The sequence below is a fragment of the Bradyrhizobium huanghuaihaiense genome (assembly GCF_025200885.1).
Lineage (GTDB): Bacteria > Pseudomonadota > Alphaproteobacteria > Rhizobiales > Xanthobacteraceae > Bradyrhizobium > Bradyrhizobium huanghuaihaiense.
In genome coordinates this window covers 6,689,304-6,712,598 of the sequence record NZ_CP104172.1, presented here as the reverse complement: position 1 = coordinate 6,712,598, position 23,295 = coordinate 6,689,304, and the positions used below count along the sequence as shown (strand labels likewise).

Annotated in this window: 20 protein-coding genes; 8 read left to right on the top strand and 12 right to left on the bottom strand. The window is 65.5% G+C overall.

Annotated features, from left to right (window positions below):
* Positions 1–131 precede the first annotated feature (131 nt).
* From N2603_RS31685 to cnbZ, 4 genes are read left to right on the top strand one after another with little or no spacing between them, the layout of a single operon-like run.
* Positions 132–2,714, top strand: coding sequence for a sensor histidine kinase (locus N2603_RS31685; protein ID WP_260385223.1), 2,583 nt, complete (start codon positions 132–134; stop codon positions 2,712–2,714).
* Positions 2,711–3,100: a response regulator gene (locus N2603_RS31680; protein WP_018648152.1), complete on the top strand. Its 390-nt coding sequence runs from the start codon at positions 2,711–2,713 to the stop codon at positions 3,098–3,100. Before N2603_RS31685 ends, N2603_RS31680 begins: the two co-directional genes overlap by 4 nt.
* Entirely contained in the window at positions 3,097–4,347 is a 1,251-nt protein-coding gene (locus N2603_RS31675) for an adenylate/guanylate cyclase domain-containing protein (RefSeq protein ID WP_260385222.1), read from the top strand. Before N2603_RS31680 ends, N2603_RS31675 begins: the two co-directional genes overlap by 4 nt.
* A gap of 9 nt (positions 4,348–4,356) precedes the next feature.
* Positions 4,357–5,103 carry a 2-amino-5-chloromuconate deaminase CnbZ gene (gene cnbZ / locus N2603_RS31670; RefSeq protein ID WP_260385221.1) on the top strand — a complete coding sequence of 249 codons (747 nt, stop codon included), beginning with the start codon at positions 4,357–4,359 and terminating at the stop codon, positions 5,101–5,103.
* Between the two features lie 137 nt (positions 5,104–5,240).
* On the opposite strand, the gene N2603_RS31665 is transcribed toward cnbZ, so the two are convergent.
* From N2603_RS31665 to N2603_RS31610, 12 genes are all read right to left on the bottom strand, one after another.
* Complete coding sequence (locus N2603_RS31665) at positions 5,241–6,131, bottom strand: ABC transporter permease (RefSeq protein ID WP_018648149.1); 891 nt, start codon at positions 6,129–6,131, stop codon at positions 5,241–5,243.
* A gap of 4 nt (positions 6,132–6,135) precedes the next feature.
* The gene (locus N2603_RS31660; RefSeq protein ID WP_018648148.1) at positions 6,136–7,077 is read right to left on the bottom strand and encodes an ABC transporter permease; all 942 of its coding nucleotides are present in this window, start codon (positions 7,075–7,077) and stop codon (positions 6,136–6,138) included.
* Positions 7,078–7,234: 157 nt separating this feature from the next.
* Positions 7,235–8,746: an ABC transporter substrate-binding protein gene (locus N2603_RS31655; RefSeq protein WP_260385220.1), complete on the bottom strand. Its 1,512-nt coding sequence runs from the start codon at positions 8,744–8,746 to the stop codon at positions 7,235–7,237.
* Positions 8,747–8,770: 24 nt separating this feature from the next.
* A complete protein-coding gene (locus tag N2603_RS31650) occupies positions 8,771–9,871 on the bottom strand; it encodes an ABC transporter ATP-binding protein (protein ID WP_260385219.1) in 1,101 nt (366 codons plus the stop codon).
* Positions 9,871–10,860 (bottom strand): ABC transporter ATP-binding protein, encoded by a 990-nt coding sequence (locus N2603_RS31645; RefSeq protein WP_260385218.1) that lies wholly within the window; start codon positions 10,858–10,860, stop codon positions 9,871–9,873. The genes N2603_RS31650 and N2603_RS31645 overlap by 1 nt, the downstream gene beginning before the upstream one ends.
* Positions 10,857–11,567 (bottom strand): DUF1028 domain-containing protein, encoded by a 711-nt coding sequence (locus N2603_RS31640; protein ID WP_260385217.1) that lies wholly within the window; start codon positions 11,565–11,567, stop codon positions 10,857–10,859. The genes N2603_RS31645 and N2603_RS31640 overlap by 4 nt, the downstream gene beginning before the upstream one ends.
* Positions 11,568–11,576: 9 nt before the next feature.
* Positions 11,577–13,382, bottom strand: coding sequence for a gamma-glutamyltransferase family protein (locus N2603_RS31635; RefSeq protein WP_260385216.1), 1,806 nt, complete (start codon positions 13,380–13,382; stop codon positions 11,577–11,579).
* Positions 13,383–13,469: 87 nt separating this feature from the next.
* Positions 13,470–14,459, bottom strand: coding sequence for an ABC transporter ATP-binding protein (locus N2603_RS31630; RefSeq protein WP_018648142.1), 990 nt, complete (start codon positions 14,457–14,459; stop codon positions 13,470–13,472).
* A complete protein-coding gene (locus tag N2603_RS31625; protein ID WP_260385215.1) occupies positions 14,456–15,442 on the bottom strand; it encodes an ABC transporter ATP-binding protein in 987 nt (328 codons plus the stop codon). Before N2603_RS31625 ends, N2603_RS31630 begins: the two co-directional genes overlap by 4 nt.
* Before the next feature lie 13 nt (positions 15,443–15,455).
* The gene (locus N2603_RS31620) at positions 15,456–16,424 is read right to left on the bottom strand and encodes an ABC transporter permease (protein WP_260385214.1); all 969 of its coding nucleotides are present in this window, start codon (positions 16,422–16,424) and stop codon (positions 15,456–15,458) included.
* 10 nt (positions 16,425–16,434) lie between these two features.
* Entirely contained in the window at positions 16,435–17,415 is a 981-nt protein-coding gene (locus N2603_RS31615) for an ABC transporter permease (protein WP_026312834.1), read from the bottom strand.
* A gap of 104 nt (positions 17,416–17,519) precedes the next feature.
* Positions 17,520–19,115 carry an ABC transporter substrate-binding protein gene (locus tag N2603_RS31610; protein ID WP_260385213.1) on the bottom strand — a complete coding sequence of 532 codons (1,596 nt, stop codon included), beginning with the start codon at positions 19,113–19,115 and terminating at the stop codon, positions 17,520–17,522.
* 397 nt (positions 19,116–19,512) lie between these two features.
* Between N2603_RS31610 and N2603_RS31605 the strand changes: the two genes are divergently transcribed.
* Genes N2603_RS31605 through N2603_RS31590 form a run of 4 tightly spaced genes read left to right on the top strand, consistent with a single transcriptional unit; the run spans position 19,513 to position 23,172 of the window.
* Entirely contained in the window at positions 19,513–19,770 is a 258-nt protein-coding gene (locus tag N2603_RS31605) for a DUF6489 family protein (RefSeq protein ID WP_018648137.1), read from the top strand.
* A complete protein-coding gene (locus N2603_RS31600) occupies positions 19,770–20,570 on the top strand; it encodes an esterase/lipase family protein (RefSeq protein ID WP_260385212.1) in 801 nt (266 codons plus the stop codon). Before N2603_RS31605 ends, N2603_RS31600 begins: the two co-directional genes overlap by 1 nt.
* Positions 20,571–20,615: 45 nt before the next feature.
* Positions 20,616–22,166, top strand: a complete 1,551-nt coding sequence (locus N2603_RS31595) for a WS/DGAT/MGAT family O-acyltransferase (protein ID WP_260385211.1) — start codon at positions 20,616–20,618, stop codon at positions 22,164–22,166.
* Positions 22,167–22,176: 10 nt separating this feature from the next.
* Positions 22,177–23,172, top strand: coding sequence for an alpha/beta fold hydrolase (locus N2603_RS31590; RefSeq protein ID WP_260385210.1), 996 nt, complete (start codon positions 22,177–22,179; stop codon positions 23,170–23,172).
* Positions 23,173–23,295 lie beyond the last annotated feature (123 nt).

Below are 23,295 nucleotides of genomic sequence, written 5' to 3'. Positions count from 1 at the left end.
GGAGGGCGGCAGCGGCGAGTCCGCTGCCGCCCTTTTTCGTTGGGTCCCGCTGCGGCGGCCGCAACCTTGGGGCTGGCCCTTGGCCGCGCTGGCGAGAGACAAGGTCCGGTCTTCTTGCTAGGTTCCGCGGGATGAGCCTTTCCCTCCATCCCGACACACCGCAAGCCAGGACGCTGCCGAGTGCGGCGCAGGATGGCGTCGCGCCCGGCGCGGCGGCGGGGAAGGGAATCAGGACCCGGCTGTTCGCCAAATACGTCGCACTGTTCGTGGCGGTCGTCGCCATCGCGTTGCTTGTCAACGGCCTGTTCGAGGTCTTTTTCTATTACCGCGAGCACAAGGCTTCGCTGATCCGGGTCCAGCATGAGCAGGCCGAGGCGGCTGCGGCCAAGATCGGGCAGTTCGTCAAGGAGATCGAGAGCCAGCTCGGCTGGACCACGCAGCTGCCATGGTCAGCGGGCTCGATCGAGCAGCGTCGGTTCGACGCGCTGCGGCTGCTGCGCCAAGTGCCGGCGATCACGGAACTCGCCCAGGTCGATGCGAGCGGCAGGGAGCGGCTGCGCGTGTCGCGGCTGGCGATGGACGCGATCGACAGCGGGATCGATCTGTCTGACGACCCCAAATTCACCGAGGCGGTCGCGCACAAGGTGTTCTACGGGCCGGTCTACTTTCGCAGGGACTCCGAGCCCTACATGACGCTGGCGCAGGCCGGGTCGCGCAAGGACGCCGGCGTCAGCATCGCGGAAGTCAATCTGAAGCTGATCTGGGACGTCGTCTCCCAGATCAAGGTCGGCCAGCACGGGCACGCGTACGTCGTCGGCCCGGAGGGGCGGCTGATCGCGCATCCCGATATCAGCCTCGTCCTGCGCAACACCGACATGTCGAACCTTGCGCAGGTGCGCGCCGCGCTGGCCGGGGGCGGGGGGACTGCTGACGCGCTCTCCGAGGCGCGCAACATCCAGGGCCAGAAGGTGCTGACCGCATCGGCCCCGATCGAGCCGATGCACTGGACCATGTTCGTCGAGCTGCCGGTCGAGGAGGCCTATGCGGCGCTCTATGCCGCGCTGGAACGGCTCGCATTCGTGCTGCTCGCGGCCTCGGTCTTCGCGGTGCTGGCCGGGATCTTCCTGGCGCGCCGCATGGTCGGGCCGATCCAGGCGCTGCGCATCGGCGCCGAGCGCATCGGCGGGGGCGATTTCGCCCAGCGTATCTCGATCAAAACCGGCGATGAGCTGGAGGGGCTCGCGGACCAATTCAACCACATGGGCGAGCGCTTGCAGGAATCCTATGCCGGCCTCGAGAACAAGGTCGAGCAGCGGACCGCCGAATTGCGGGAAGCGCTGCAGCAGCAGACCGCGACCGCCGATGTGCTGAAGGTGATCAGCCGCTCGACCTTCGATTTGCAGACCGTGCTCGACACGCTGGTCGGTTCGGCCGCCCGCCTGTGCGACGCCGATGAAGGAACGATCTTCCGGCCGCGCGATGGCGTCTTCTACCTGGCGGCAAGCTGCGGCCTCGATGCGGAGCAGGAGACAAAGCTTCGGACATTCGCGTCCGTGCCGGAGCGGGGAAGTGTCGTTGGACGTACCTTGCTCGATTGCAGGACAGTTCATGTCCCGGACGTGCAGGCCGACCCGGAATTCGCCCCTTCGTCCGCGCGAAGACGTTCCAACGTCCGCACGATGCTGGGTGTCCCGCTGCTTCGAGAGGGGACGCCCATCGGCGTGTTCGTCCTGACGCGGCATGTCGTGCGTCCCTTCAGCGAAAAACAGATCGAGCTCGCAACGACCTTCGCGGACCAGGCCCTCATTGCGATCGAGAATGTCCGGCTGTTCGAGGAAGTCCAGGAGCGCACCAGAGAACTGTCGCGGTCCCTGAACGAATTGCGCACCGCCCAGGATCGCCTGGTGCAGACCGAGAAACTGGCCTCGCTCGGCCAGCTCACCGCCGGGATCGCCCACGAAATCAAGAACCCGCTCAACTTCGTCAACAATTTCTCCTCGGTCTCGACCGAGCTGATCGACGAGCTCAACGAGGTCCTGCAATCGGCCTCGCTCGACGACAAGTCCAGGGAAGAGGTCGGCGAGCTGACCGCAATGCTCAAGGGCAACCTCGAGAAGGTGGTGCAGCACGGCAAGCGCGCCGACTCCATCGTCAGGAACATGCTGCTGCACTCGCGCCAGGGCTCCGGCGAGCATCGGCCCGTCGATATCAATGCGGTGGTGGAGGAGAGCCTCAATCTCGCCTATCACGGCGCGCGCGCCGAACGACCCGCATTCAACGTCACGCTTGAGCGCGCCTTCGATCCCGCCGCCGGCTTGGCCGACATCTATCCGCAGGAGATCACGCGCGTTCTTCTCAACCTGATCTCGAACGGCTTCTATGCCGCGGCCAAGCGCAAGGCGAGCGCAGCGGGAGGTTTCGAGCCGACCCTGAGCGCGACAACCAGGAGCCTCGGCGACAGGGTCGAGATCCGGATCCGCGACAACGGCACCGGAATTCCGCCCGAGGTGCAGGAGAAGCTGTTCAACCCGTTCTTCACGACCAAGCCGGCCGGCGAAGGCACCGGGCTCGGCCTGTCCATGAGCCACGACATCGTCGTGAAGCAGCATGGTGGCACGATCGACGTGAAGACCGACCCCGGTGTATTCACCGAATTCATCATCACGCTGCCGCGGACGATGGCAGCGGGCGACACCCCCGGAGGCAAGACTTGAACGTTTACATTCTGGTCGTCGACGACGAACCCGACGTCGAGCCGCTGTTCAGGCAACACTTCCGGCGCGACCTGCGCGCCGGCCGTTTCCAGATGGAGTTCGCGCCCTCCGCGGCCGATGCACTGAGGCGTGCCGCCGAGGTCCGCGATCCCTCGCTGATCCTGATCCTGTCCGACATCAACATGCCCGGCATGAGCGGGCTCGACCTGCTGCCGAAGGTGCGCGCCGACTATCCGCATGTCCCCGTCATCATGATCACGGCCTATGGCGACGCCGAGACGCGCCGGAAGGCGATCGAGCGAGGCGCCCACGGGCTCCTGACCAAGCCGATCGACTTTGCGCTGCTGCGCCAGGAGATCGATACGAGGCTCGAGCAAGCCGCATGACTGCGACAATCCTCTTCGTCGACGACGAGCCGGATCTCGAAGCGCTGATCCTGCAGAAGTTCCGCAGGCAGATTCGCGATGGGCAGTTCGCCCTGATGTTCGCCCGCGACGGCCTCGAGGCGCTGGAGTCGCTGGAGCAGAATCCGCATGTCGACATGGTGGTCTCCGACATCAACATGCCGCGGATGGACGGGCTGTCGCTGCTGGCGAAGCTCCAGGAAGCCGAGGACAAGAAGTCGACCATCATCGTCTCGGCCTATGGCGACATGAGCAACATCCGTACCGCCATGAACCGCGGCGCATTCGACTTCCTGACCAAGCCCATCGACTTCGCCGACCTGGAAACCACGATCCAGAAGACCATCCGCCATGTGGAGATGCTGCGCGACGTGCGGCGGCGCCAGATGGAAGCCGAGCGCGCCCATGCCTCGCTGTCGCGCTTCTTCTCGCCGGAGATCGCAAGACGCCTGGCGGCGGATGTCGAAGGCGACGGCATGGAGGTGCAGTGGCGCGATGTCGCCACCCTCTTCACCGACATCACCGGCTTCACCTCGCTGGTCGAGAGCGCGCCTCCGCAGACACTCGGTCAGCTCCTCAACGAATATGTCGGCGGGATGACCGAGATCGTGTTCGCGCATGAGGGGACGGTCGCCAAGATCATCGGCGATGCGATCCAGGTGCTGTTCAATGCCCCCGGCGACCAGCCGGATTATGCGACGCGTGCGGTCGCCTGCGCGCATGCTCTCGACGCCTGGGCGCAGGATTTTTCGGCGCGCTGGCAGGCGAAGGGCGTGAATTTCGGCACGACCCGCATCGGTGCCCATGCAGGTCCCGCGCTGGTGGGCAATTTCGGCGGCAATCGTTTCTTCGACTACACGGCCTATGGCGACTCGATCAACATCGCGGCGCGGCTGGAAGCCGCCAACAAACACCTGGGCACGCGCATCTGCGTCAGCGCCAACGTCGCCAAGGCGGCTGAGAATTTTCAAGGACGTCCCGTCGGCGAGCTGATGCTGCGCGGACGCAGCGAGCCGCTGCGCGCGTTCGAGCCGTTGTCGCCGAACAAATTCGAAGCGCCGGAGACGGCGATCTATTCGGAGGCTTTCGCCAAGATGGAGGCTGGCGACGCCGCAGCCATGCCGGCCTTCGCCGCGCTGGTCGGCATGCATGCCGATGATCCGCTGGCCGGTTTTCACCTGAAGCGCCTGCTCAACGGCGCCAAGGGCATTCGCATGCAACTGGAATAGGAGCCCGTCATGACGCGTGAATTCTCCGCCGGCAATTATCGTTTCATTCCCTCCGTGTTCCAGTACTCGGCCGGCGCGGCCGCGGATGACGGCTACGAGATCGAGCGTGTCCGTTTCGATCGCCTGGTGCCGCTCGCGGGGGGCTTCGCGCTTGCGGCGAAATTCATCCAGGAGGCGGGGCGTCCGCTGACGGCGTTCTGCGCCTGCGAGCTGCGCTCGCCGGCGGCCTTCAGCGAGGAAGGGTTCCGCGCCTTCAACCTGCATTATGTGAAGACGCTATCGGAATGGGGCATCTTCGACGGCACCACCAATCCGGTGGCGCGCAGCAACGTCTGTCCCGAGATCGATCCGCCGTCCGAGCCGTCGTTCTACGCGTTCTCCTTCACGCGCCCGACGCGGTCAAGCGCACCGAGCTTCGTCATTGCCGGCGGTGCGGAGGCACGCGAGGGCAGCGGCACCTATGTCGAGCGCACGGTGCGCTACCGCGATCTCAGCCCGGAGGGTCTGCGCGAGAAGGTGCGCTTCACCACGACCTCGCAGATGGAAAACCGGATGACGGCGTTCGGCTTCGGCTGGAAGGACACGACCGGCGTGCAGGCCTATTCGGTGCACGACTTCCACCATGTCCTCGTCGATGAGCTGGTCCGCCGCGGCGCGCTGCGCTCCGGCCTAACCTGGCATTTTGCCCGGCCGCCGGTGGTCGATCTCGAATACGAGATGGATTGCCGCCGCGTGATGCGGGAGGTGGTGATCTGAGGTCCTCATCCTGAGGCCGTCAGGCTGCGTCTCGAAGGATGGCCGCGGGTTGCAGTGGGGCCTTCTTGGTTCGCCCGGCGATGCAAAGCATCGTCCGGAGACGCGCGTAAGAACGCGCTCCTCACCATGAGGAATAACTAGCGCTGCCTGGGGTCGAGCGCGTCGCGCAGGCCGTCGCCGAGCAGATTCAGCGACAGCACCACGAGGAAGATCGCAAGGCCCGGCCAGATCGCCATCCACGGCGCCTGGGTCAGGAAGCGTTGTGCCGCGTTGAGCATGCTGCCCCAGGACGGCGCCGGCGGCTGCTGGCCGAGGCCGAGGAAGGACAACGCGGCCTCGGCGATGATGGCCGCGGCGATCGACAGCGTCGCCTGCACCAATAGCGAGGGCAGGATGTTCGGCAGGATATGCGAGAACGCGATCCGCCAGGGCGGGTTGCCGAGTGCACGCGCGGCCTCGACATAGTCCTCGGCCTTGACGCTCAGCACCTGGCCGCGGGTCAGCCGAATGAAGATCGGCGTGGCCGAGATGCCGATCGCGATCATGGCGTTGCCGAGACTCGGACCGAGGAATGCGGCGAGCGCGATCGCCAGGATCAGGAACGGGCAGGCCAGCATCGCATCGGTGATCCGGCTGATCAGCGCATCGACAAAACCGCCGCGATAGCCGGCGAGGAGGCCGAGCGGCACGCCGATGCCGAGCGCGATCGCGACCGAGATCAGGCCCGCGAGCAGGGAGGCGCGCGCGCCGTAAACGACGCGGCTGAGGATGTCGCGGCCGAGCTCGTCGGTGCCGAACCAGTGCGCCGCGGTCGGCGGCTTGCGCACCAGGCTCCAGCTCGTCGCGATGGGATCGTAGGGCACGACGATGGGCGCAAGGACCGCCAGCGCGATGAACAAGGTGATCACGACAAGCCCGAACACGGCGGCCTTGCGTTTGAACAGCCGCCGCCGCGCGCGGCGCGCGGGGCTGTCGAGCTCATAGCTCTGCGTGGCGGAGGGGGCGGCGGGCAGCGCGGCGTCGGTCATGGCGCTAGCTCCGCAGCCGCGGATTGACGAGGATATAGGCGATGTCGGCAACGAGGTTCAGCGTGATGTAGACGGTGGCCGTCACCAGCACGACGCCCTGCACGACCGCGTAGTCGCGATTGAACACTGCATCGACGATCAGCTTGCCGAAGCCGGGAATGGAGAAGATCTGCTCGGTCAGCACGGCGCCCGACAAGAGCGTGCCGAGCTCGAGCGCGCCGAGCGTAATGACGGGCGTCAGCGCATTGCGCATCGCGTGCTTGAGGATCACCGAGCGCTCCGACAGGCCCTTGGCGCGCGCGGTGCGGACATAGTCGCTTTCCAGCACCTGGAGCATCGCGCTGCGCGTATGCCGCATCAGGATCGCGGAGATCGCGTTGCCGAGCACGAAGGCGGGCATGATGGTGGCGGCCAAGCTCGCGCGCCAATTCTCGGTCAGCGGGACGTAGCCAGAGGCCGGCAGCCAGCCGAGCTCGATCGAGAACAGGAAGATGAGGAGAATTCCGAGCCAGAAATTCGGTGTCGAGATGCCCCACAGCGCGAACAGATTGGCGCCATAGTCCCAGGCCGTGCCCTTCTTCACCGCGGAGACGATGCCGGCGGGAATGCCGATGAAGAACGCGATCAGGATGGCCATCGAGCCGAGCTGCAGCGTCACCGGCAGCTTCTGCGCGATCAGCTCGCGCACCGGCATCTTGTTGCGCAGGGACTCGCCGAAATTGCCCGTCAGCACGCCCTTGAGCCAGTAGACGTATTGCACCGGAATCGGCTGATCGAGCTTGTATTGCTGGCGGATCTGCTCGATCACGGCGGGATCGCGCTCCTCGCCGGCCATCACCAGCGCGGGATCGCCCGGGAGCAGTTGTTGCAGCGAGAAGATCAGCACCGACACGAAGAACAGTGTCGGCACGATCTGCGCGATGCGGCGGGCGAGGAAGTTCAGCATGGTTCGACCCGTGTCCCGGACGCTGCGCAACATGCAATGTTGCGCTGCTGAACCGGGACCCATCTATCCTGATGAGCAGTTGTCATGGGTTCCGGCTCTGCGGTGCAGCGCTTACGCGCTGCGCCGCGTCCGGAACACGCACTCATCGTCAGCTTTGTCACTTGAACTTCAGCCCGACCACGCGCACCAGCCCGTCGGGCATCTGCCGGTAACCCTCGAGCTTCTTCGTGTGCGCGATCAGCAGCGTGCGGTGATAGATGTAGATGATCGGCAGGTCGTCGAGCAGGATCTTGGTCAGCTTGGCGTAGATCGCCTTGCGCTCGTCGACGTTGGATGTCGCCCGGCCCTCTTCCAGCAGCTTGTCGGCCTCGGGGTTCGAATAGCCTCCGTCGTTCTGCGGCGCCTTGCTGCGCATGAAGATGTAGGAATTGCCGTCGGGATCGATGCGGCCGCTCCAGGGGATCTGGAACGCCTGGAATTCGCCGGCCTGGGCCTGCTTGAAGGTGGTCGCGAATTCGACGGCGCGGATCTTGATCTCGAAGCCGGCTTCCGCGGCCATGGACTGCACGACCTGGGCGACGGCCTCGTACTCGGTGCCCTTGGGGACCATGTAGTCGACGGTGATGGGGAGGCTGACGCCGGCTTCCTTCAGCAACGCCTTGGCCTTGGCGACGTCGCGGCCCGGAATGGGAAACGCCTTCTGGTAATAGGGATGCGTCGGGCTGACCCACTGATTGCCCGGCGTGAACTCGCCGTTGAACACGACCTGGTTGATGGCCTCGCGATCGATCGACAGGCTGAGCGCCTGGCGCACCTTCGCCGACTGGCTGAGCGGCCCCTTGGCCTTGTCGTTGCCGATATTGATGGTCAGGCCCTGATAGCCGAGCTCGGGTGCGGTCGACAGCACCAGCTTGGGATCGGTGCGGACATCCTTGATGTCGGTCGCGAGCACGCGTTCGATCAGGTCGAGCGCACCGGATTTCAGGTTCGCAAGCCGCACTGTCGAATCGATGATCGGCTGGAACACGACGCGGTCGATGTGAACGTTGTCCTTGTTCCAGTAGTCGGCGAACTTCTCGAACACCATGCGGTCCTGCTGGACGCGCTCGACGAACTTGTAGGGGCCGGCGCAGACCGGATGCAGGCCGAACTTGTCGCCTGCTTCCTTGGCCGCCTTGGGCGACACCATCATGCCGGAACGATCGGTGAGCTGGGCGATCAGGGGCGAGTAGGGAGTCTTGAGCACCAGCTTGATGGTGAGGGGATCGACCACCTCGACGTGGTCGACGCTGGCAAGCTCGGATTTCCGGAACGAAGTCGGCAGCGTCATGTGACGCTCGATCGAGAATTTTGCGGCCTCCGCATCCAGCGGCTCGCCGTCGTGGAATTTGACGCCCGGCCGGAGCTTGATCGTCATCTCCTTGCCGTCGGCCGACGTCTCGTGGGACAGCGCCAGCTGCGGCACGATGTTGAGCTTCTCGTCGATGTCGAACAGCTTGTCGCAGAAGGCGGAGAACACGATGCGGCCGACATAGGTGCGGCCGATGCTGGGATCGAGAATGTCGGGGTCTTCGGCGATCCCGATGCGAAGTGTGGTCTGAGCCTGGGCGGTGCCCACGAGCGACGTCAGCAGGGCCGACGCCAGGATTGTCAAACGCATGAAACTCATCGCTCTCAACCTCTGTTTCGCGGGCTAGGCCAGGTCCGTTCCCAATGAACTAACCCCGCTGCCGCGGACTGCTTCCGGGCCCCCGCTGAAGGCGGCGACCAATTTTTCAAGGACCGGCGAAAAGCCGCCGTCGGACGGGACGATCGCCGCGGAGGACGGCAGTTCCGACGCTCGGTGGCAGGCCGTTGCATGTCCGATGCCATCCGCCACGAGCCGGGGCATTTCGCTGCGGCAGCGGTCGACCACATAGGGGCAGCGGGTGTGGAAGCGGCATCCCGCGGGCGGATTGAGCGCGCTGGGGATCTCTCCCTGCAGCACAATCCGGCTGCGCTTTGCCCGCGGTTTGGGCACGGGGATCGCGGACAGCAGCGCGCGGCTATAGGGATGGCGCGGCGCGGCGAACAGCGCGTCGGCCTCTGCGGTCTCGACGATCTGGCCGAGATTCATCACCGCGACGTGGTCGGCGATGTGCTTGACCACGGCGAGATCGTGCGAGACGAAGATATAGGCGAGACCGAGCCGGTCCTGCAGCTCGCGCAGCAGGTTGAGAATCTGCGAGCGGATCGAGACGTCGAGCGCCGAGACCGGCTCGTCGCAGATGATCAGCTTCGGTTCGACCGCGAGCGCGCGGGCAATGGCGATGCGCTGGCGCTGGCCGCCGGAGAACTCGTGCGGATAGCGCCGGGCGAGGCGCGGCTCCAGCCCCACCAGCCGCAGCAACTCCGCGACGCGCTCGGGCCGCCGCGCCGCCGGAACGAGACCGTGCAGCACCAGCGGCTCGGTCAGGATCTGACCGACCGTCATGCGCGGATTGAGCGAGGCGTAAGGATCCTGGAAGATGATCTGCGCCTCGCGGCGGAAGGCGCGCAAGCCGCCGGCATCGAGCGAGAGCAGGTCGCGTCCGTCGAAGCGCACCGTGCCGGCATCCGGCTCGATCAGCCGCAGCACGAGGCGGCTGACGGTGGACTTGCCGCAACCGGATTCGCCGACGAGCGCCAGCGTCTTGCCGGATTCCAGCGAGAAGGACACGCCATCGACGGCTTTGACATGCGCCAGCGCCCGGCCGAACAGCGAGCGCTGGGCGACGAAATGCTTGACCAGGCCGTTGACCTCGAGCAGCGCCATCAAGACACCAGCAGTTCGAGCGGCGCGCGGATGCAGCGCGAGAGGTGGCCGGGGCTGACTTCGACGAGCGGCGGCGGCGCCATGGTGCAGGCGTCCAGCACGAAGGGACAGCGCGCGGCGAAGCGGCAACCGGCGGGCGGCTGTGCCATGTTCGGGACCATGCCTTCGATCGTCGCCAGCTGCTCGGCGCGGTGGTCGAGCCGCGGGATCGAGCCGAGCAGGCCGACGGTGTAGGGATGCTGCGGCTTGGCGAACAATTCGTCCACCGGCGCGCGCTCGACGATCTCGCCGGCATACATCACTGCGACCTCGTCGCAGACCTCGGCGACGACGCCGAGATCGTGGGTGATCAGGATGATCGCGGCGCCGCTCGCCGCCTTCAGCTCGCGCATCAGCTCCAGGATCTGGGCCTGCAGGGTGACGTCGAGCGCCGTGGTCGGCTCGTCCGCGATCAGGAGCCGCGGATCGCAGGCGAGTGCCATCGCGATCATCACGCGCTGGCGCATGCCGCCGGAGAGCTTGTGCGGATATTCATCGATGCGCCGCTCGGGCGAGGGGATGTGGACCCGGCGCAGGAGCTCGATCGCCCGCTCGCGCGCGCTCTTCCGCGAGCCGCCACGGTGACGCAGGATCGTCTCGATGATTTGGTCGCCGATCGTAAAGCTCGGATTGAGCGAGGTCATCGGCTCCTGGAAGATCATCGCCAGCCGATTGCCGCGCAGATCGCGCAACGTCTGGTCCGGGGTCTTCAGCAGGTCAAAACCGTCGAAGCGGATCGCGCCAGTGATCTCCGCGCTCTGCTTCGGCAGCAGGCCCATGATCGCCAGCGAGGTCACGCTCTTGCCGCAGCCGGATTCGCCGACGAGGCCGAGCGTTGCGCCGTTTGCGACGCTGAGATCGACGCTGTCGACGGCGTGGGTGACGCGGCCATCGTCGCCGTGGAAGCGGATGCGCAGATCGCTGATCTCGATGAGGGGGCTCGCGCTCATGATCGTCTCGTGCGCGCCGCAGCGATGCTGGCGTCGATGACACTCCGATCGGTGTTGCCGGCCGGGTTCTGCCGCGTCGGCATGGAGGGGCGGAAGTGAACCCAGAGCTCGTGGCTGACGCGCTCGAGCCGTTCGAGTTCGCCGAGCGGATCGGGATGGTCGTCGGCGCGAATGTCGAGCGCCGGCCATTCTTCCTCGCCGTGGATCAGCAGCGCGGCCGACTGCTTGCCGCGCTTGTCGCCGCCGGCGGCTTCGCCTGCGCGCATCGCGGCGAGCAGGCGGCGCGGGAAGGGCAGGCTGTCATTGGCGATAAAAGTCTTGGCGGTCTCGTCGAGCACGTCGGCCCCGGCGAGCATGTTGCCGGCGATCGAGAAGCCGCTGCCGGCGATGTGGCCGCACCAGTCGACGCAGTCGCGCCCCGTATGCGCCGCGATCTCGCCGCTGGCGTCCATGATGTGCATCTGACGGCTTTCGCGCCCGTCGTCCGTCGCGAGCAGGGTGGCGAGCACGTCGTGGACGTTTAAACCTTCGCGCAGCAGCTTCACGCCGTCGATGCCATAGTAGGGATTGACGAAAGCCTGCGTCGCGATGGCGCCGACGCCGGCGGCGATATAGGGCACGCGTGCGCCGACGGCGAAGAAGCGGGTCGCAACCGCGATGCCGAACTGGCCGGTGGCAGGATCGCGTGCGATGATCGACCAGGTCATGTGCTGCCTTCAGCGTCCTGCGGCGTAGCCCTGCATGCCGCGCGGATTGGCGGCGGCGCGCCGGCGTACGCCGACGCGCGAGGCCGCGGTGAGGCGGCCTTCCGACCAGTCTGGGCCGACCTCGACGATGTGCCCGCGTTCGCGCAAATTCTCGATCGTCGCCTTCGGCACGCGGTTCTCGACCACGAGCACGCCGGGCCGCGCGGTGCGGGGCCAGAACGAGATCGGGAAATGCTCGGAATGCCAGGCCGGCGCGTCGATCGCCTCCTGGAGATTGAGATTGCAGTGGACGTGGCGCAGGAAGAACTGCGTGATCCACTGGTCCTGCTGATCGCCGCCGGGCGAGCCCCAGGCGAGGTAGGGCTCGCCGTCGCGCAACGCCATGGTCGGCGACAGCGTCGTGCGCGGCCGCTTGCCCGGGGCGAGCGAGCCCGGCTGGTTCTCCTCCAAATCGAACATTTGTGCGCGGCTGCCGAGGCAGAAGCCCAGTTCGGGAATGACCGGCGAGGATTGCAGCCAGCCCCCTGAAGGCGTCGAGGACACCATGTTGCCAGCCTTATCGATGATGTCGAAATGCACAGTGTCGCCGCGCACCTCGCCGAAGCGCCCGACGGTTGGTTCACCGGCGCCGAGCGCGCCAACGGCCTCACGTTGGCCCTCAGCGCGGCGCAGCTTGACCACGCCGCCGAAGCCCTCGACCGTGCCGGGCCGGAGATCGAGCGAAGCCTTCTCGGTGACCAGCTTGCGGCGCTCGTCGTTGTAGGCATCCGACAGCAGCGTCGCGATCGGGATCTCGCCGAATTTGGGATCGCCGTAGAATTTTTCGCGGTCGGCGAAGGCGAGCTTGGCGCATTCGATCTGGAGATGGATGAACTCCGGCCCGGTCGGATCGAGCCCGTCGAGCGCAAAGCCCTTCAAGAGTGCAAGCTGCTGCAGCGTCACCGGGCCCTGGCTCCAGACGCCGGCCTTGCAGACGGTGTAGCGGCCGTAATCATAGGTGAGGGGTTCTTCGACCGTCGGCTGCCAGCGTGCCATGTCGTCGGCGGAGAGCACGCCGCGATGCGGCGAGCCGCTGACGTCCATCACCTCCTGCGTCCGGCAGAACTTGTCGATAGCTTCGGCGACGAAGCCCTGCGACCACGCCTTTCGCGCGCGCTCGATTTCGGCATCGCGGCCACCGCCGCCGCTTTCGGCTTCGCTCAGGATCCGGGCGTAGGTCGCAGCAAGCGTCTTGTTGGTGAAGAGCGTGCCGGGCTTCGGCACTTCACCGTTCGGAAGATAGACCGCGGCCGATGTCGGCCAGTGCTTGCGGAAGAGCTGCTCGACGGTCTGGATCGTGGCGCAGGCGCGCTCGACCAGCGGATAGCCGTCGCGGGCGTAGGAGATCGCGGGCTCCAGCACATCGCGCACGCGCATCGTGCCGTAGTCGCGCAGCAGCATCATCCAGGATTCGAAGGTGCCGGGGACGCAGGCGGCGAGCAGGCCGGTGCCCGGCACCATGTCGAGGCCTTCGCTCTTGTAATGCGCGATGGTCGCACGCGCCGGCGCCGGACCCTGGCCACAGATCACCTCGGTGCGGCCGCGCTTGACGTCGTGCACGATAACAGGGACATCGCCACCGGGACCGTTCAGATGCGGCTCGACCACCTGAAGCGTGAAGGCCGTCGCAACGCCGGCATCGAAGGCGTTACCGCCCTTTTCCAGAATACCCATGCCGACGGCGGTCGCGATCCAGTGCGTGGTGGCGACGACCCCGAACGTGCCCTCGATCTCGGGCCTCGTCGTGAACGGATCGGGATTGATATTGCTGCCCATGGGACTTCACCACCTTATTTCCGGCGCGCGCAATTGATCACAGCCGATGCCGCGCCGCCAATGCGCAGGCTGCATGGCACGCGCGCGTCACGCCGGGACCGGCGCGGTGTTGACTGCGTGGCAGGCGACGCCGTCGATCAGTTCCGGCGTTTCCTTGCGGCAGAGATCGAACGCCAGCGGGCAGCGCGGATTGAAGGCGCAGCCGGGCGGCGGATTGATCGGGTTCGGGATCTCGCCCTTCACCGGAATGCGCTGACGGCCGCTCATCGCGAGGTCAGGCACGGCCCCCAGCAGCATCTTGGTGTAGGGCATGCGCGGCCGGGAAAACAGCTCGCGTCCCTCCGCGATCTCGACGATACGACCGAGATACATCACGCCGACGCGGCTCGCCATGTGGCGGACCACGGCGAGGTTGTGGCTGATGAACATGTAGGTCAGGCCGAACTTGTCCTGGAGATCGCGCATCAGATTGAGGATCTGCGCCTGCACGGAGACGTCGAGCGCCGAGGTCGGCTCGTCGCAAACGATGAATTCGGCGTCGGATGCGAGCGCGCGCGCAATTGCGATGCGCTGGCGCTGGCCGCCGGAGAACTCGTGCGGAAATTTCAGCCGGTCGTCGGGATGCAGGCCGACGAGGCTGAGCAACTCGCCGACGCGGGCCTGGATGTCGCGCTCGCCCTGGATCAGGTCGAAGGCGCGGATCGGCTCGGAGATGATGGCATCGACGCGGAAGCGCGGGTTCAGGCTCGCATAGGGGTCCTGGAAGATCATCTGGATGCGGCGGCGCAGCTTGCGCCGCGCGAGGGCCTGCCTGGGATCGCCCATCGAGACGCCGTCGATCAGCACGTCGCCGGAAGTCGGCGGCAACAGGCCGACCACCATCCGCGCCACCGTGGTCTTGCCCGAGCCGGATTCGCCGACCAGGGCAAAGGTCTCGCCCTTCCTGATCTCGAAGGAGACGTGATCGACCGCCTTGAGATATTCGAGATGCCCGCCCTCGAGCACGCGGTTGAGCCAAGGTTTTGAGACGTCGAAGACGCGACGCAGATTTGTGGCCTGGACGAATGGCGTGCTCATGCCGCGCTCTCCGCCGGCATGGTGTCGTAGAGATGGCAGGCGACCGATTGCGCGCCGCGCGGCAGCGGCTCCGGCCGCTCGACACGGCAACGATCGAACGCGAAGGCGCAGCGCGGGTTGAACGAGCAGCCGCGCGGAATCGCCGACAGGCGCGGCATCGAGCCCGGAATCTGCACCAGGCGCTTGTCTTCGCCGGCAAGCGTCGGGATCGCGCCCATCAGGCCCTTGGCATAGGGATGCAACGGGTTCTTCACGACGTCCTGCACCGGGCCGATCTCGGCGACGCGTCCGGCATACATCACCGCGACGCGGTCCGAGGTTTCCGCGATCACGCCCATGTCGTGGGTCACCAGCATCACGGCGGTGCCGTGGTCGCGGCCGAGCCGCTTGATCAGCGAGATGATCTGCGCCTGCACGGAAACGTCGAGCGCGGTGGTCGGTTCGTCCGCGATGATCAACTCGGGCTCCGCGCAGATCGCGAGCGCAATCACCACGCGCTGGCGCATGCCGCCGGAGAATTCGTGGGGATAGCCGTCGATACGCTTTTCCGGCGCGGGAATGCCGACCTCGGCGAGCAGGTCGATGGCGCGGCGGCGGGCGGCGGATTCGGACAGATTGAGATGGGTCCGGATCGTCTCCACGATCTGGTCGCCGACCTTGTACAGCGGATTGAGCGATGTCAGGGGATCCTGGAAGATCATGCCGATGCGCTTGCCGCGGACGCGGCGCATCTCCTCCGGCGGCAGATTGTCGATGCGCATGCCTGCGAGGCGGATCTCGCCGCCGGCAATACGGCCGGGCGGATCGATCAGGCCGATCACCGCGAGGCCGGTGACGGATTTGCCGGCGCCGGATTCGCCGACCACACCGAGCACCTCGCCCTTGGCAATGTCGAAGGAGACGTCGTCGATGGCGCGCAGCGTGCCGCGGCGGGAGGCGAACTCGACCTGGAGATTACGCACGGAGAGAACGGGTTCGGTCATGGGCGAGGCGTACTCATCGAAGCTTCGGGTTGAGCGCGTCGCGCAGCCAGTCGCCGAGCAGGTTGATCGACAGGATCAGCGCGGCCAGCGCGAGCCCGGGGAAGGCGACGATCCACCATTCGCCGGCGAACAGATAGTTGTTGCCGATCCGAATCAGCGTGCCGAGCGAGGGCATGGTATCGGGCAGGCCGACGCCCAGGAAGGACAGCGTCGCCTCCGTGATGATGGCGAGCGCGAGGTTGATCGTGGCGATGACCAGGATCGGGCCCATCGTGTTCGGCAGCACGTGGCGCAGCATGATCTTCGGCGCGGGCAGGCCGATCAGCTGCGCGGCGGCGACGTAGTCCTTGTTCTTCTCGACCATCACTGAGCCGCGCACGGTCCGGGCATATCCGACCCAGAAGCTGAGGCCGATCGAGATCACCAGCACGAACAGCATGCTGGTGGCGTCCAGCCGGTTGCCGAGGATCGACTTCGCGATGCCATTGACCAGCAGCGCGATCAGGATGGCGGGGAAGGTGAGCTGCACGTCGGCAATCCGCATGATGACGCCGTCGACGGCGCCGCCGAAATAGCCGGCGATCAGGCCGAGCGCGATCCCGAGGGCGCCGGCGAAGATCACGCCGGCAACGCCCACGGCGAGCGAGATGCGCATGCCGTAAAGGATCGCGGAGAACACGTCGCGGCCCTGCTCGTCGGTGCCAAGCAGGAACGGGCTCTGGCCATCGGCGGTCCACAGCGGCGAGATCCGCGAGTTGATCAACTGGAGCTGCGCCGGATCGAACGGGTTCTGCACCGCAAGCACGGATGCAAAGATCGCAAGCAGGAAGAACACGACCGTGATGGCGGCCGCAACCATGGTGAGCTTGGAGCGGCGGAACGAATAGAACACGTCGCTGTCGAGCGCGCGGCTGAGCCAGCTGCGGGCGTGGGGCGGCTGCGTGCTCTGCCGATCGGAATTGGAGACGACTGCGTCGGACATGCAGGCTGCCTTACGTGGCGCGGCCAACCGTCGCGCGCAGGCGCGGGTCGACCACGGTGTAGAGGATATCGACCACCAGGTTGATGGTGACGAAGATCAGCGAGACCATCAGCAAATAGGCGGCCATGATCGGGATATCGACGTTTTGCACGGCCTGGACGAACAGAAGTCCCATGCCCGGCCACTGGAACACGGTTTCGGTGATGATTGAAAATGCAATAACCGAGCCAAACTGCAGTCCGGCCACGGTGATCACGGGAATGAGGGTGTTCTTCAGCGCGTGGCCGAAATGGATCGCACGGGTGGTCAGCCCCCGCGCGCGGGCGAAGCGGATATAGTCGGTCCGCAGCACCTCCAGCATCTCCGCGCGCACCAGCCGCATGATCAGGGTCATCTGGAACAGGCCGAGCGTGATCGAGGGCATGATCAGCGCCTTCAGGCCCGACAGCGTGAGCAGGCCCGTCGTCCACCAGCCGAGCTTCACCACCTCGCCGCGGCCGAACGAGGGCAGCCAGCCCAGCGTCACCGCGAACAGATAGATCAGCAGGATGCCGATCAGGAAGGTCGGCAGCGAGATGCCGATCAACGAGACCGCTTGGAATAATTTGGCGAGCACGGTGTCGCGCTTGAGCGCGGAATAAACGCCCATCAGGATGCCGAACACCATCGCAAACACGGTCGCGCAGATCGCCAGTTCCAGCGTCGCGGGCATGCGCTCGCTGAGCAGCGCCGAGACCGGCTGGCGGAACTGGTAGGAGACGCCGAACTTGAACTGCGCGGCATCGGCGAAATAGCGCACGAACTGCACCGGCACGGGATCGTCGAGGCCGAGCGACTTGCGCACGATCGCGCGCTCCGCCGCCGAGGTGTCGATCGAGACGATCTGGTTGACGGGGTCGCCGGCGAAACGGAACATCGAGAACGCGATGATGCCGACGGCGAACATGACGCCGATGGCCTGAACGGCGCGGCGAAGCGTGAAAGCGAGCATGCCTTCCACTTTCCTTGGGTGTGCGTACGGCCGACGTCCTTGTCAGCCGGAAGAGGAAAGGTCCCGGAAGCCTGACGCTGCCGGGACCTCGTGTTCAAATAACGCTATTCCTTCTTGGTCGCCCAGTGGAACATGACGAGATTGTCGGCGCGCTGCGGCAGGTTGACCTTCTTCGATACGCCCCAGGCCAGAGCCTGCTGGTGCAGCGGGATGTAGGACCAGTCCTTGATGCCGATCTCGTAGGCCTCCTTGATCAGCTGGTTGCGCTTCTCGGTGTCGGTTTCGACCAGCACCTTGTCGGTGAGGGCGTCGAACTCCTTGTTGCAGTAGCCGCCGAGATTGGCCTCGCCGCGCGAGGATTTCGCATCGTCGCGGCAGCCCATGATGTCGTAGAGCACGTTGTGGGAATCCATCGTGCTCGGGGTCCAGCCCAGCAGGTAGAACGAGGTCTGGTAGCCGCCCTGCTTGAGCACCTTGGCGAAGTACTGCGCCTTCGGCTGCGCCAGCAGGTTGATCTTGACGCCGATGCGGGCAAGCATGCCGACCACGGCCTGGCAGATCGCGGCGTCGTTGACGTAACGATCGTTCGGGCAGTCCATGGTGACTTCGAAGCCGTCGGGGTAGCCGGCCTCGGTCAGCAGCTTTTTGGCGCCGTCAGGATCGAATTTCGGCCGCGTGAAGCTCTTGGACAGTGCGAACAGCTCCGGCGCGATCATCAGTGCCGACGGCGTCGACAGCCCGCGCATCACGCGCGTCTTGATCAGCTCGATGTCGATCGCCTTGTAGAAGGCCTCGCGGACACGGGCGTCCTTGAACGGGTTCTTGCCCTTGATGTTGGAGTAGAGCAGCTCATCGCGCATCTGGTCGAAGCCGATGAAGATGGTGCGCAGCTCCGGCCCCTTCAGCACCTGGGCATTCGGGCTGGAGTCGACGCGGGAGATGTCCTGGATCGGAACCGGCTCGATGACGTCGACTTCGCCCGAGAGCAGGGCGGCGACGCGGGTGGCGTCGGAGGAGATCGGGGTGAAGATGATCTCCTTCAGATTGCCTTCAACCTTGCCCCAGTAGTTGGGATTGGCCTTGAACACCGTCTTCACACCGGGCTGATGGCTCTCGATGATGAAGGGACCGGTGCCGTTCTCATGGAGCGAGGCGTAGCTCGGCGTGGTCGCCGCCACCGGCGTCGGATCGACGACGTTGTTCTCCTCGGCCCATTTCTTGTCCATGATGTACCAGACATCCCACGAGTTAAGCAGGATGGGATTGGGCGAGGACAGGACGAAATCGACGGTGTAGTCGTCGACCTTGATCACCTTGACGTCGGGCGCAAGGCGGGTCTGCATGTTCGACCCCTTCTTGCGGACGCGATCGGCGGAGAACACCACGTCGTCGGCGGTGAATGGATCGCCGTTGTGGAACTTCACGCCCTTGCGCAAATGGAAGCGCCAGCGGGTCGGCTCCGGAGTTTCCCAGCTTTCTGCCAGCGCCGGGATGATCTTGAGGTCCTTGTCGCGCGCGGTGAGGCCTTGATAGACGTGCCCGAGATGGGCGTGGGTGGTGCTCTCGTTGAGCGTATAGGGATCGAGCGACTTCAGGTCACCCTGGTTGGCATAACGTAGCGTCTGGCTCGACGCCGGCGAGACCGCCAACGCAAGCGTACCGGCGAGCGTCGCCGCAAACAGACTTCGACCGACTGACATTCTTGACCCTCTCCACATGCCACGCCGGTGATTTTTGATTGTTCGGCGGGGCTGACTGATCCATGTTACCCAGAGTTCACGACCCGTGCAAGCGCCATTCCAGCAAGGAACGCGCCAAGTTGCACCGCTGTGCAGCAATGCTGCCCGGCAATCTAGGGGAGGCCGGTGCGCGAACGACATTCGACTTTCGACCTGTGAAGTCTCCGGAAGCAGGGACATGGGCCTGCCGGCCCCCGGCATTTCAGTCGTCCGCTGCGGTCGCGGCCGGGCGATTTGATTGACCATACCCGTCGATTGCGGAAGCCGGTCCTAGCCGCTTCCCCTCAGGTCGCTTGCGTTGCACACCGTGTCGCGGTGATACTGCCAGCAGGCCGCTCGAATCTCATCCGGAGGGGACATGAAGGTTAACATCGAAATCGACTGCACCCCCCTCGAGGCCCGCCAGTTCTTCGGATTGCCCGACGTGGCGCCGATGCAGACGGCGGTGATGGACAAGCTGCAGCAGCAGGTCCTGAGCAACATCGAGAAGGTCTCCCCGGAATCGCTGATCCAGAGCTGGTTCACCTTCGATCCCAAGATCGCCGAGCGGTTTCAGGACATGTTCGTCACCATGGCCGGTCTCGGCAGCCCGCGCAGCAGCGACAAGAAGAAATAGTGCAGTCCGGGCGGGACGGAGCGCAGGATCCAGGCCGGCTTCGTCCGCCGGCTCTCGGCCTGCTGCTGGCCGAAGCCCGTGGACTGTTCGAGTTCAACGCGAGCCTGCTGCTCTCGCCGCTCCTGATGCGTGCGCCCAAAGGCGACGGCCATCCGGTGCTGGCGCTGCCGGGCTTTCTCGCCAGCGATCTTTCGATGGCGCCGCTGCGGCGCTATCTCAGTGAGCTCGGCTACGAGGCACACGCCTGGAGGATGGGCCGCAATCTCGGCGGGCTGGAGCGGATGCGGGAGGTATTGCGCACGCGTCTCGCCGAAATCCATGCCGCGACCGGGCGCAAGGTCAGCCTGGTCGGATGGAGTCTCGGCGGCGTCTATGCCCGCGATCTCGCGCTTCGGGCGCCCGACATGGTTCGCTACGTCGTCACGCTCGGCAGCCCTTTTGCCAACGACGTGCGCGCGACCAACGCCACGCGACTCTACGAGGCGCTGTCCGGCGAGCGGGTCGAGGATTTCGCGGAAGCGCGCGAAGCGATCGCCGGCGAACTGCCGGTGCCGGCGACGTCGATCTATTCGCGCGCCGACGGTGTCGTGAACTGGCGGACGTGCCTGTTGCATCCCTCCGACCGCGCCGAGAACATCGAGGTGCACCTGGCGAGCCATATCGGGCTCGGCGTGAACCCCGCGGTGCTGTGGGCCGTGGCGGACCGCCTGGCGCAACCGGAGGGAGAGTTCTGGCCATTTGACCGGGCGGGGCCCTTTGCCATTGCATATGCCCCGCCGGAGCGGGCAGTATCGGCCTGACGAGAAGCGCCGCCAAGGCGCCCGTCGAATATTCGGGAGGGAACTATGGCTGACGGTAAGAAGCTGTCGTCGCTGGACGCGTCATTTCTGTATCTGGAAACGCCGGAGATGCCGATGCATGTCGGGAGCATGGCGATCTTCCGCCTGCCCGACGACTACAAGGGCGACTTCTTCGAAGACTTCAAGGCGATGATCGTCTCGCGCCTGCACATCGCTCCGATCCTGAAAGCACGCCTGGAGAAGGCGCCGCTCGACATCGACCATCCCTCCTGGGTCGAGGACGACCAGTTCGATATCGACCGTCACATCTTCCGCGCCAGCCTGCCGCAGCCGCGCGACCGCGCCACGCTGGAGCGCATCGTCGGCTGGATGCATGCCAAGCTCTTGAACCGCGCCCGCCCGCTCTGGGAGTTCTACGTGTTCGAGGGCATGAAGGACAACGAGGTCGGGCTCTATTCCAAGATGCACCATGCCGCGATCGACGGCGGCGCCGGTGCGGCGCTGACCAACATGATCTACGACATCTCGCCGATCCCGCGGAAGGTCGAGCCGCCGACGGGAGGCACCAAGCCCGGCCAGGAGCCGCGCGACATCGCCGCGAACCTGCTCGATTCCTACCAGCAGCTGTTCAGCCAGCCGCTCGATGCTTCGCAAGCGGCGAAGAACCTGCAGTTGCCGCGCACCGGCAAGAGCGATATCGGCTCGATCCTGTTCGACAACGCGATGTACCAGATCGAGAGCGCGGTGCGCTTCGCAGGCAACATCCCGACCGTGCTCAAGAGCGTGTCCGATGTGCTCGGCAAGGTCGCCGATCCGAAGTCGCGCGAGAGCCTCGCCAGCATGGTGTCGCCGCCGACCATGCTCAACAAGACGATCTCGTCGGAACGCAGCTTTGCCGGCGTGTCGATTTCGCTGTCGCGGGCGAAGGCGCTGGCCAAGCAGGCCGGCGGCAAGCTCAACGACGTCGTGCTGGCACTCGCCTCCGGCGTGGTCCGCCGCTATCTGCAGCAATATGGCACGTTGCCGGCGAAATCCCTGACCGCCGCGGTGCCGATCTCGCTGCGCGAGGAGGGCAACACCGAGGCCAACAACCAGGTGTTCGGCATGATCTGCGCGATCGCGACCAACATCGACGATCCCAAGGCGCGGCTGGAGGCGATCATCGCGCAATCGACCAAGTCCAAGGAGATGTCGCATCCGCTGCGCGCGCTGATGCCCCAGGTCTCCAACATCTCGATGCTGGGCGCGCCGATCATGGTGCAGATCCTGGCGCTGCTCTACAGCCGCTCGAATCTCTCCGACGTGCTGCCGCCAGCCGCCAACATCACCGTGTCCAACGTGCCCGGGCCGCGGCAGACGCTCTACGCAGCCGGCGCGGAGTTGCTGCACATCTTCCCGGTGTCGATCTCGACGCACGGGCAGGCGCTCAACATCACCGTGCAGAGCTATCGCGACCAGCTCGATTTCGGCTTCATCGTCGGTGCCAACATCATTCCGCACGTGCAGGTGATGTGCGACATGCTGCCCGAGGAGTTCGCCGCGCTGGAGGCGGCCTACATGCCGCCGTCGGCGGACATCAAGGGTGCTGCCGAGTAGGAGTGTTGCAATGATTGAAATGCCGCCGCTCAAGTTCGCGCAGACGAACGGAATCCGCATGGGCTATTACGAAGCGGGCCCGGCCGACGACAAGCCGCCGGTGGTTCTGTGCCACGGCTGGCCCGAGCTTGCCTTCTCCTGGCGTCATCAGATCAAGGCGCTCGGCGAAGCCGGTATCCGCGTGATCGCGCCCGACCAGCGCGGCTATGGCGCGAGCGACCGGCCCGAGCCGGTCGAGGACTACGACATGGAGCATCTGACCGGCGACCTCGTCGGGCTGCTCGATCACCTCGGAATCGACAAGGCGATCTTCGTCGGCCACGACTGGGGCGGCTTCGTGGTCTGGCAGATGCCGCTGCGGCATCCCACGCGCGTCGCCGGCGTCGTCGGCGTCAACACCCCGCACTGGGATCGCGCGCCGATCGACCCGATCGCGCTGTTCCGCCAGCGTTTTGGCGACCATATGTATATCGTCCAGTTCCAGGATCCCGCGCGCGGACCGGACAAGATCTTCAGCAGCCGTGTCGAGCAGACCTTCGATGCCTTCATGCGCAAGCCGGCCGCGCGCCCTCCGGGTGCGCCCGAGGAGCAGCCGATTGCCGGCATCGGTGCTTCGCCCCGCATCAACCTGGCGTTTCCGCAGATGATCGCGAATTACGACGCCAGACATGATCCGCGCACGCCGATCCTGTCGGCGGAGGAGAAGAAGGTGTTCGTCGACACGTTCTCGGAAACCGGCTTCACGGGCGGCATCAACTGGTATCGCAACTTCAGCCGCAATTGGGAGCGCGCGAAGGGGCTGGATCATCACATCCACGTGCCGTCATTGATGATCATGGCCGAGAACGACGCGGTGCTGCCGCCGTCTGCGGCCGACGGGATGGAAAAGCTGATCGCCGACCTCGAGAAGTACCTGGTGAAGGACAGCGGCCATTGGACGCAGCAGGAGAAGCCGGAAGAGGTCAGCGCCAAGCTGATCGAATGGCGTAGAAGGCGGTTTGGCTAGCTCGTCATTGCGAGCGAAGCGAAGCAATCCAGGAATGCGTCCGCGGAGACACTCTGGATTGCTTCGTCGCAAGGGCTCCTCGCAATGACGACGTTGAATATCGAGGCAGGGGGAAGCGCATTT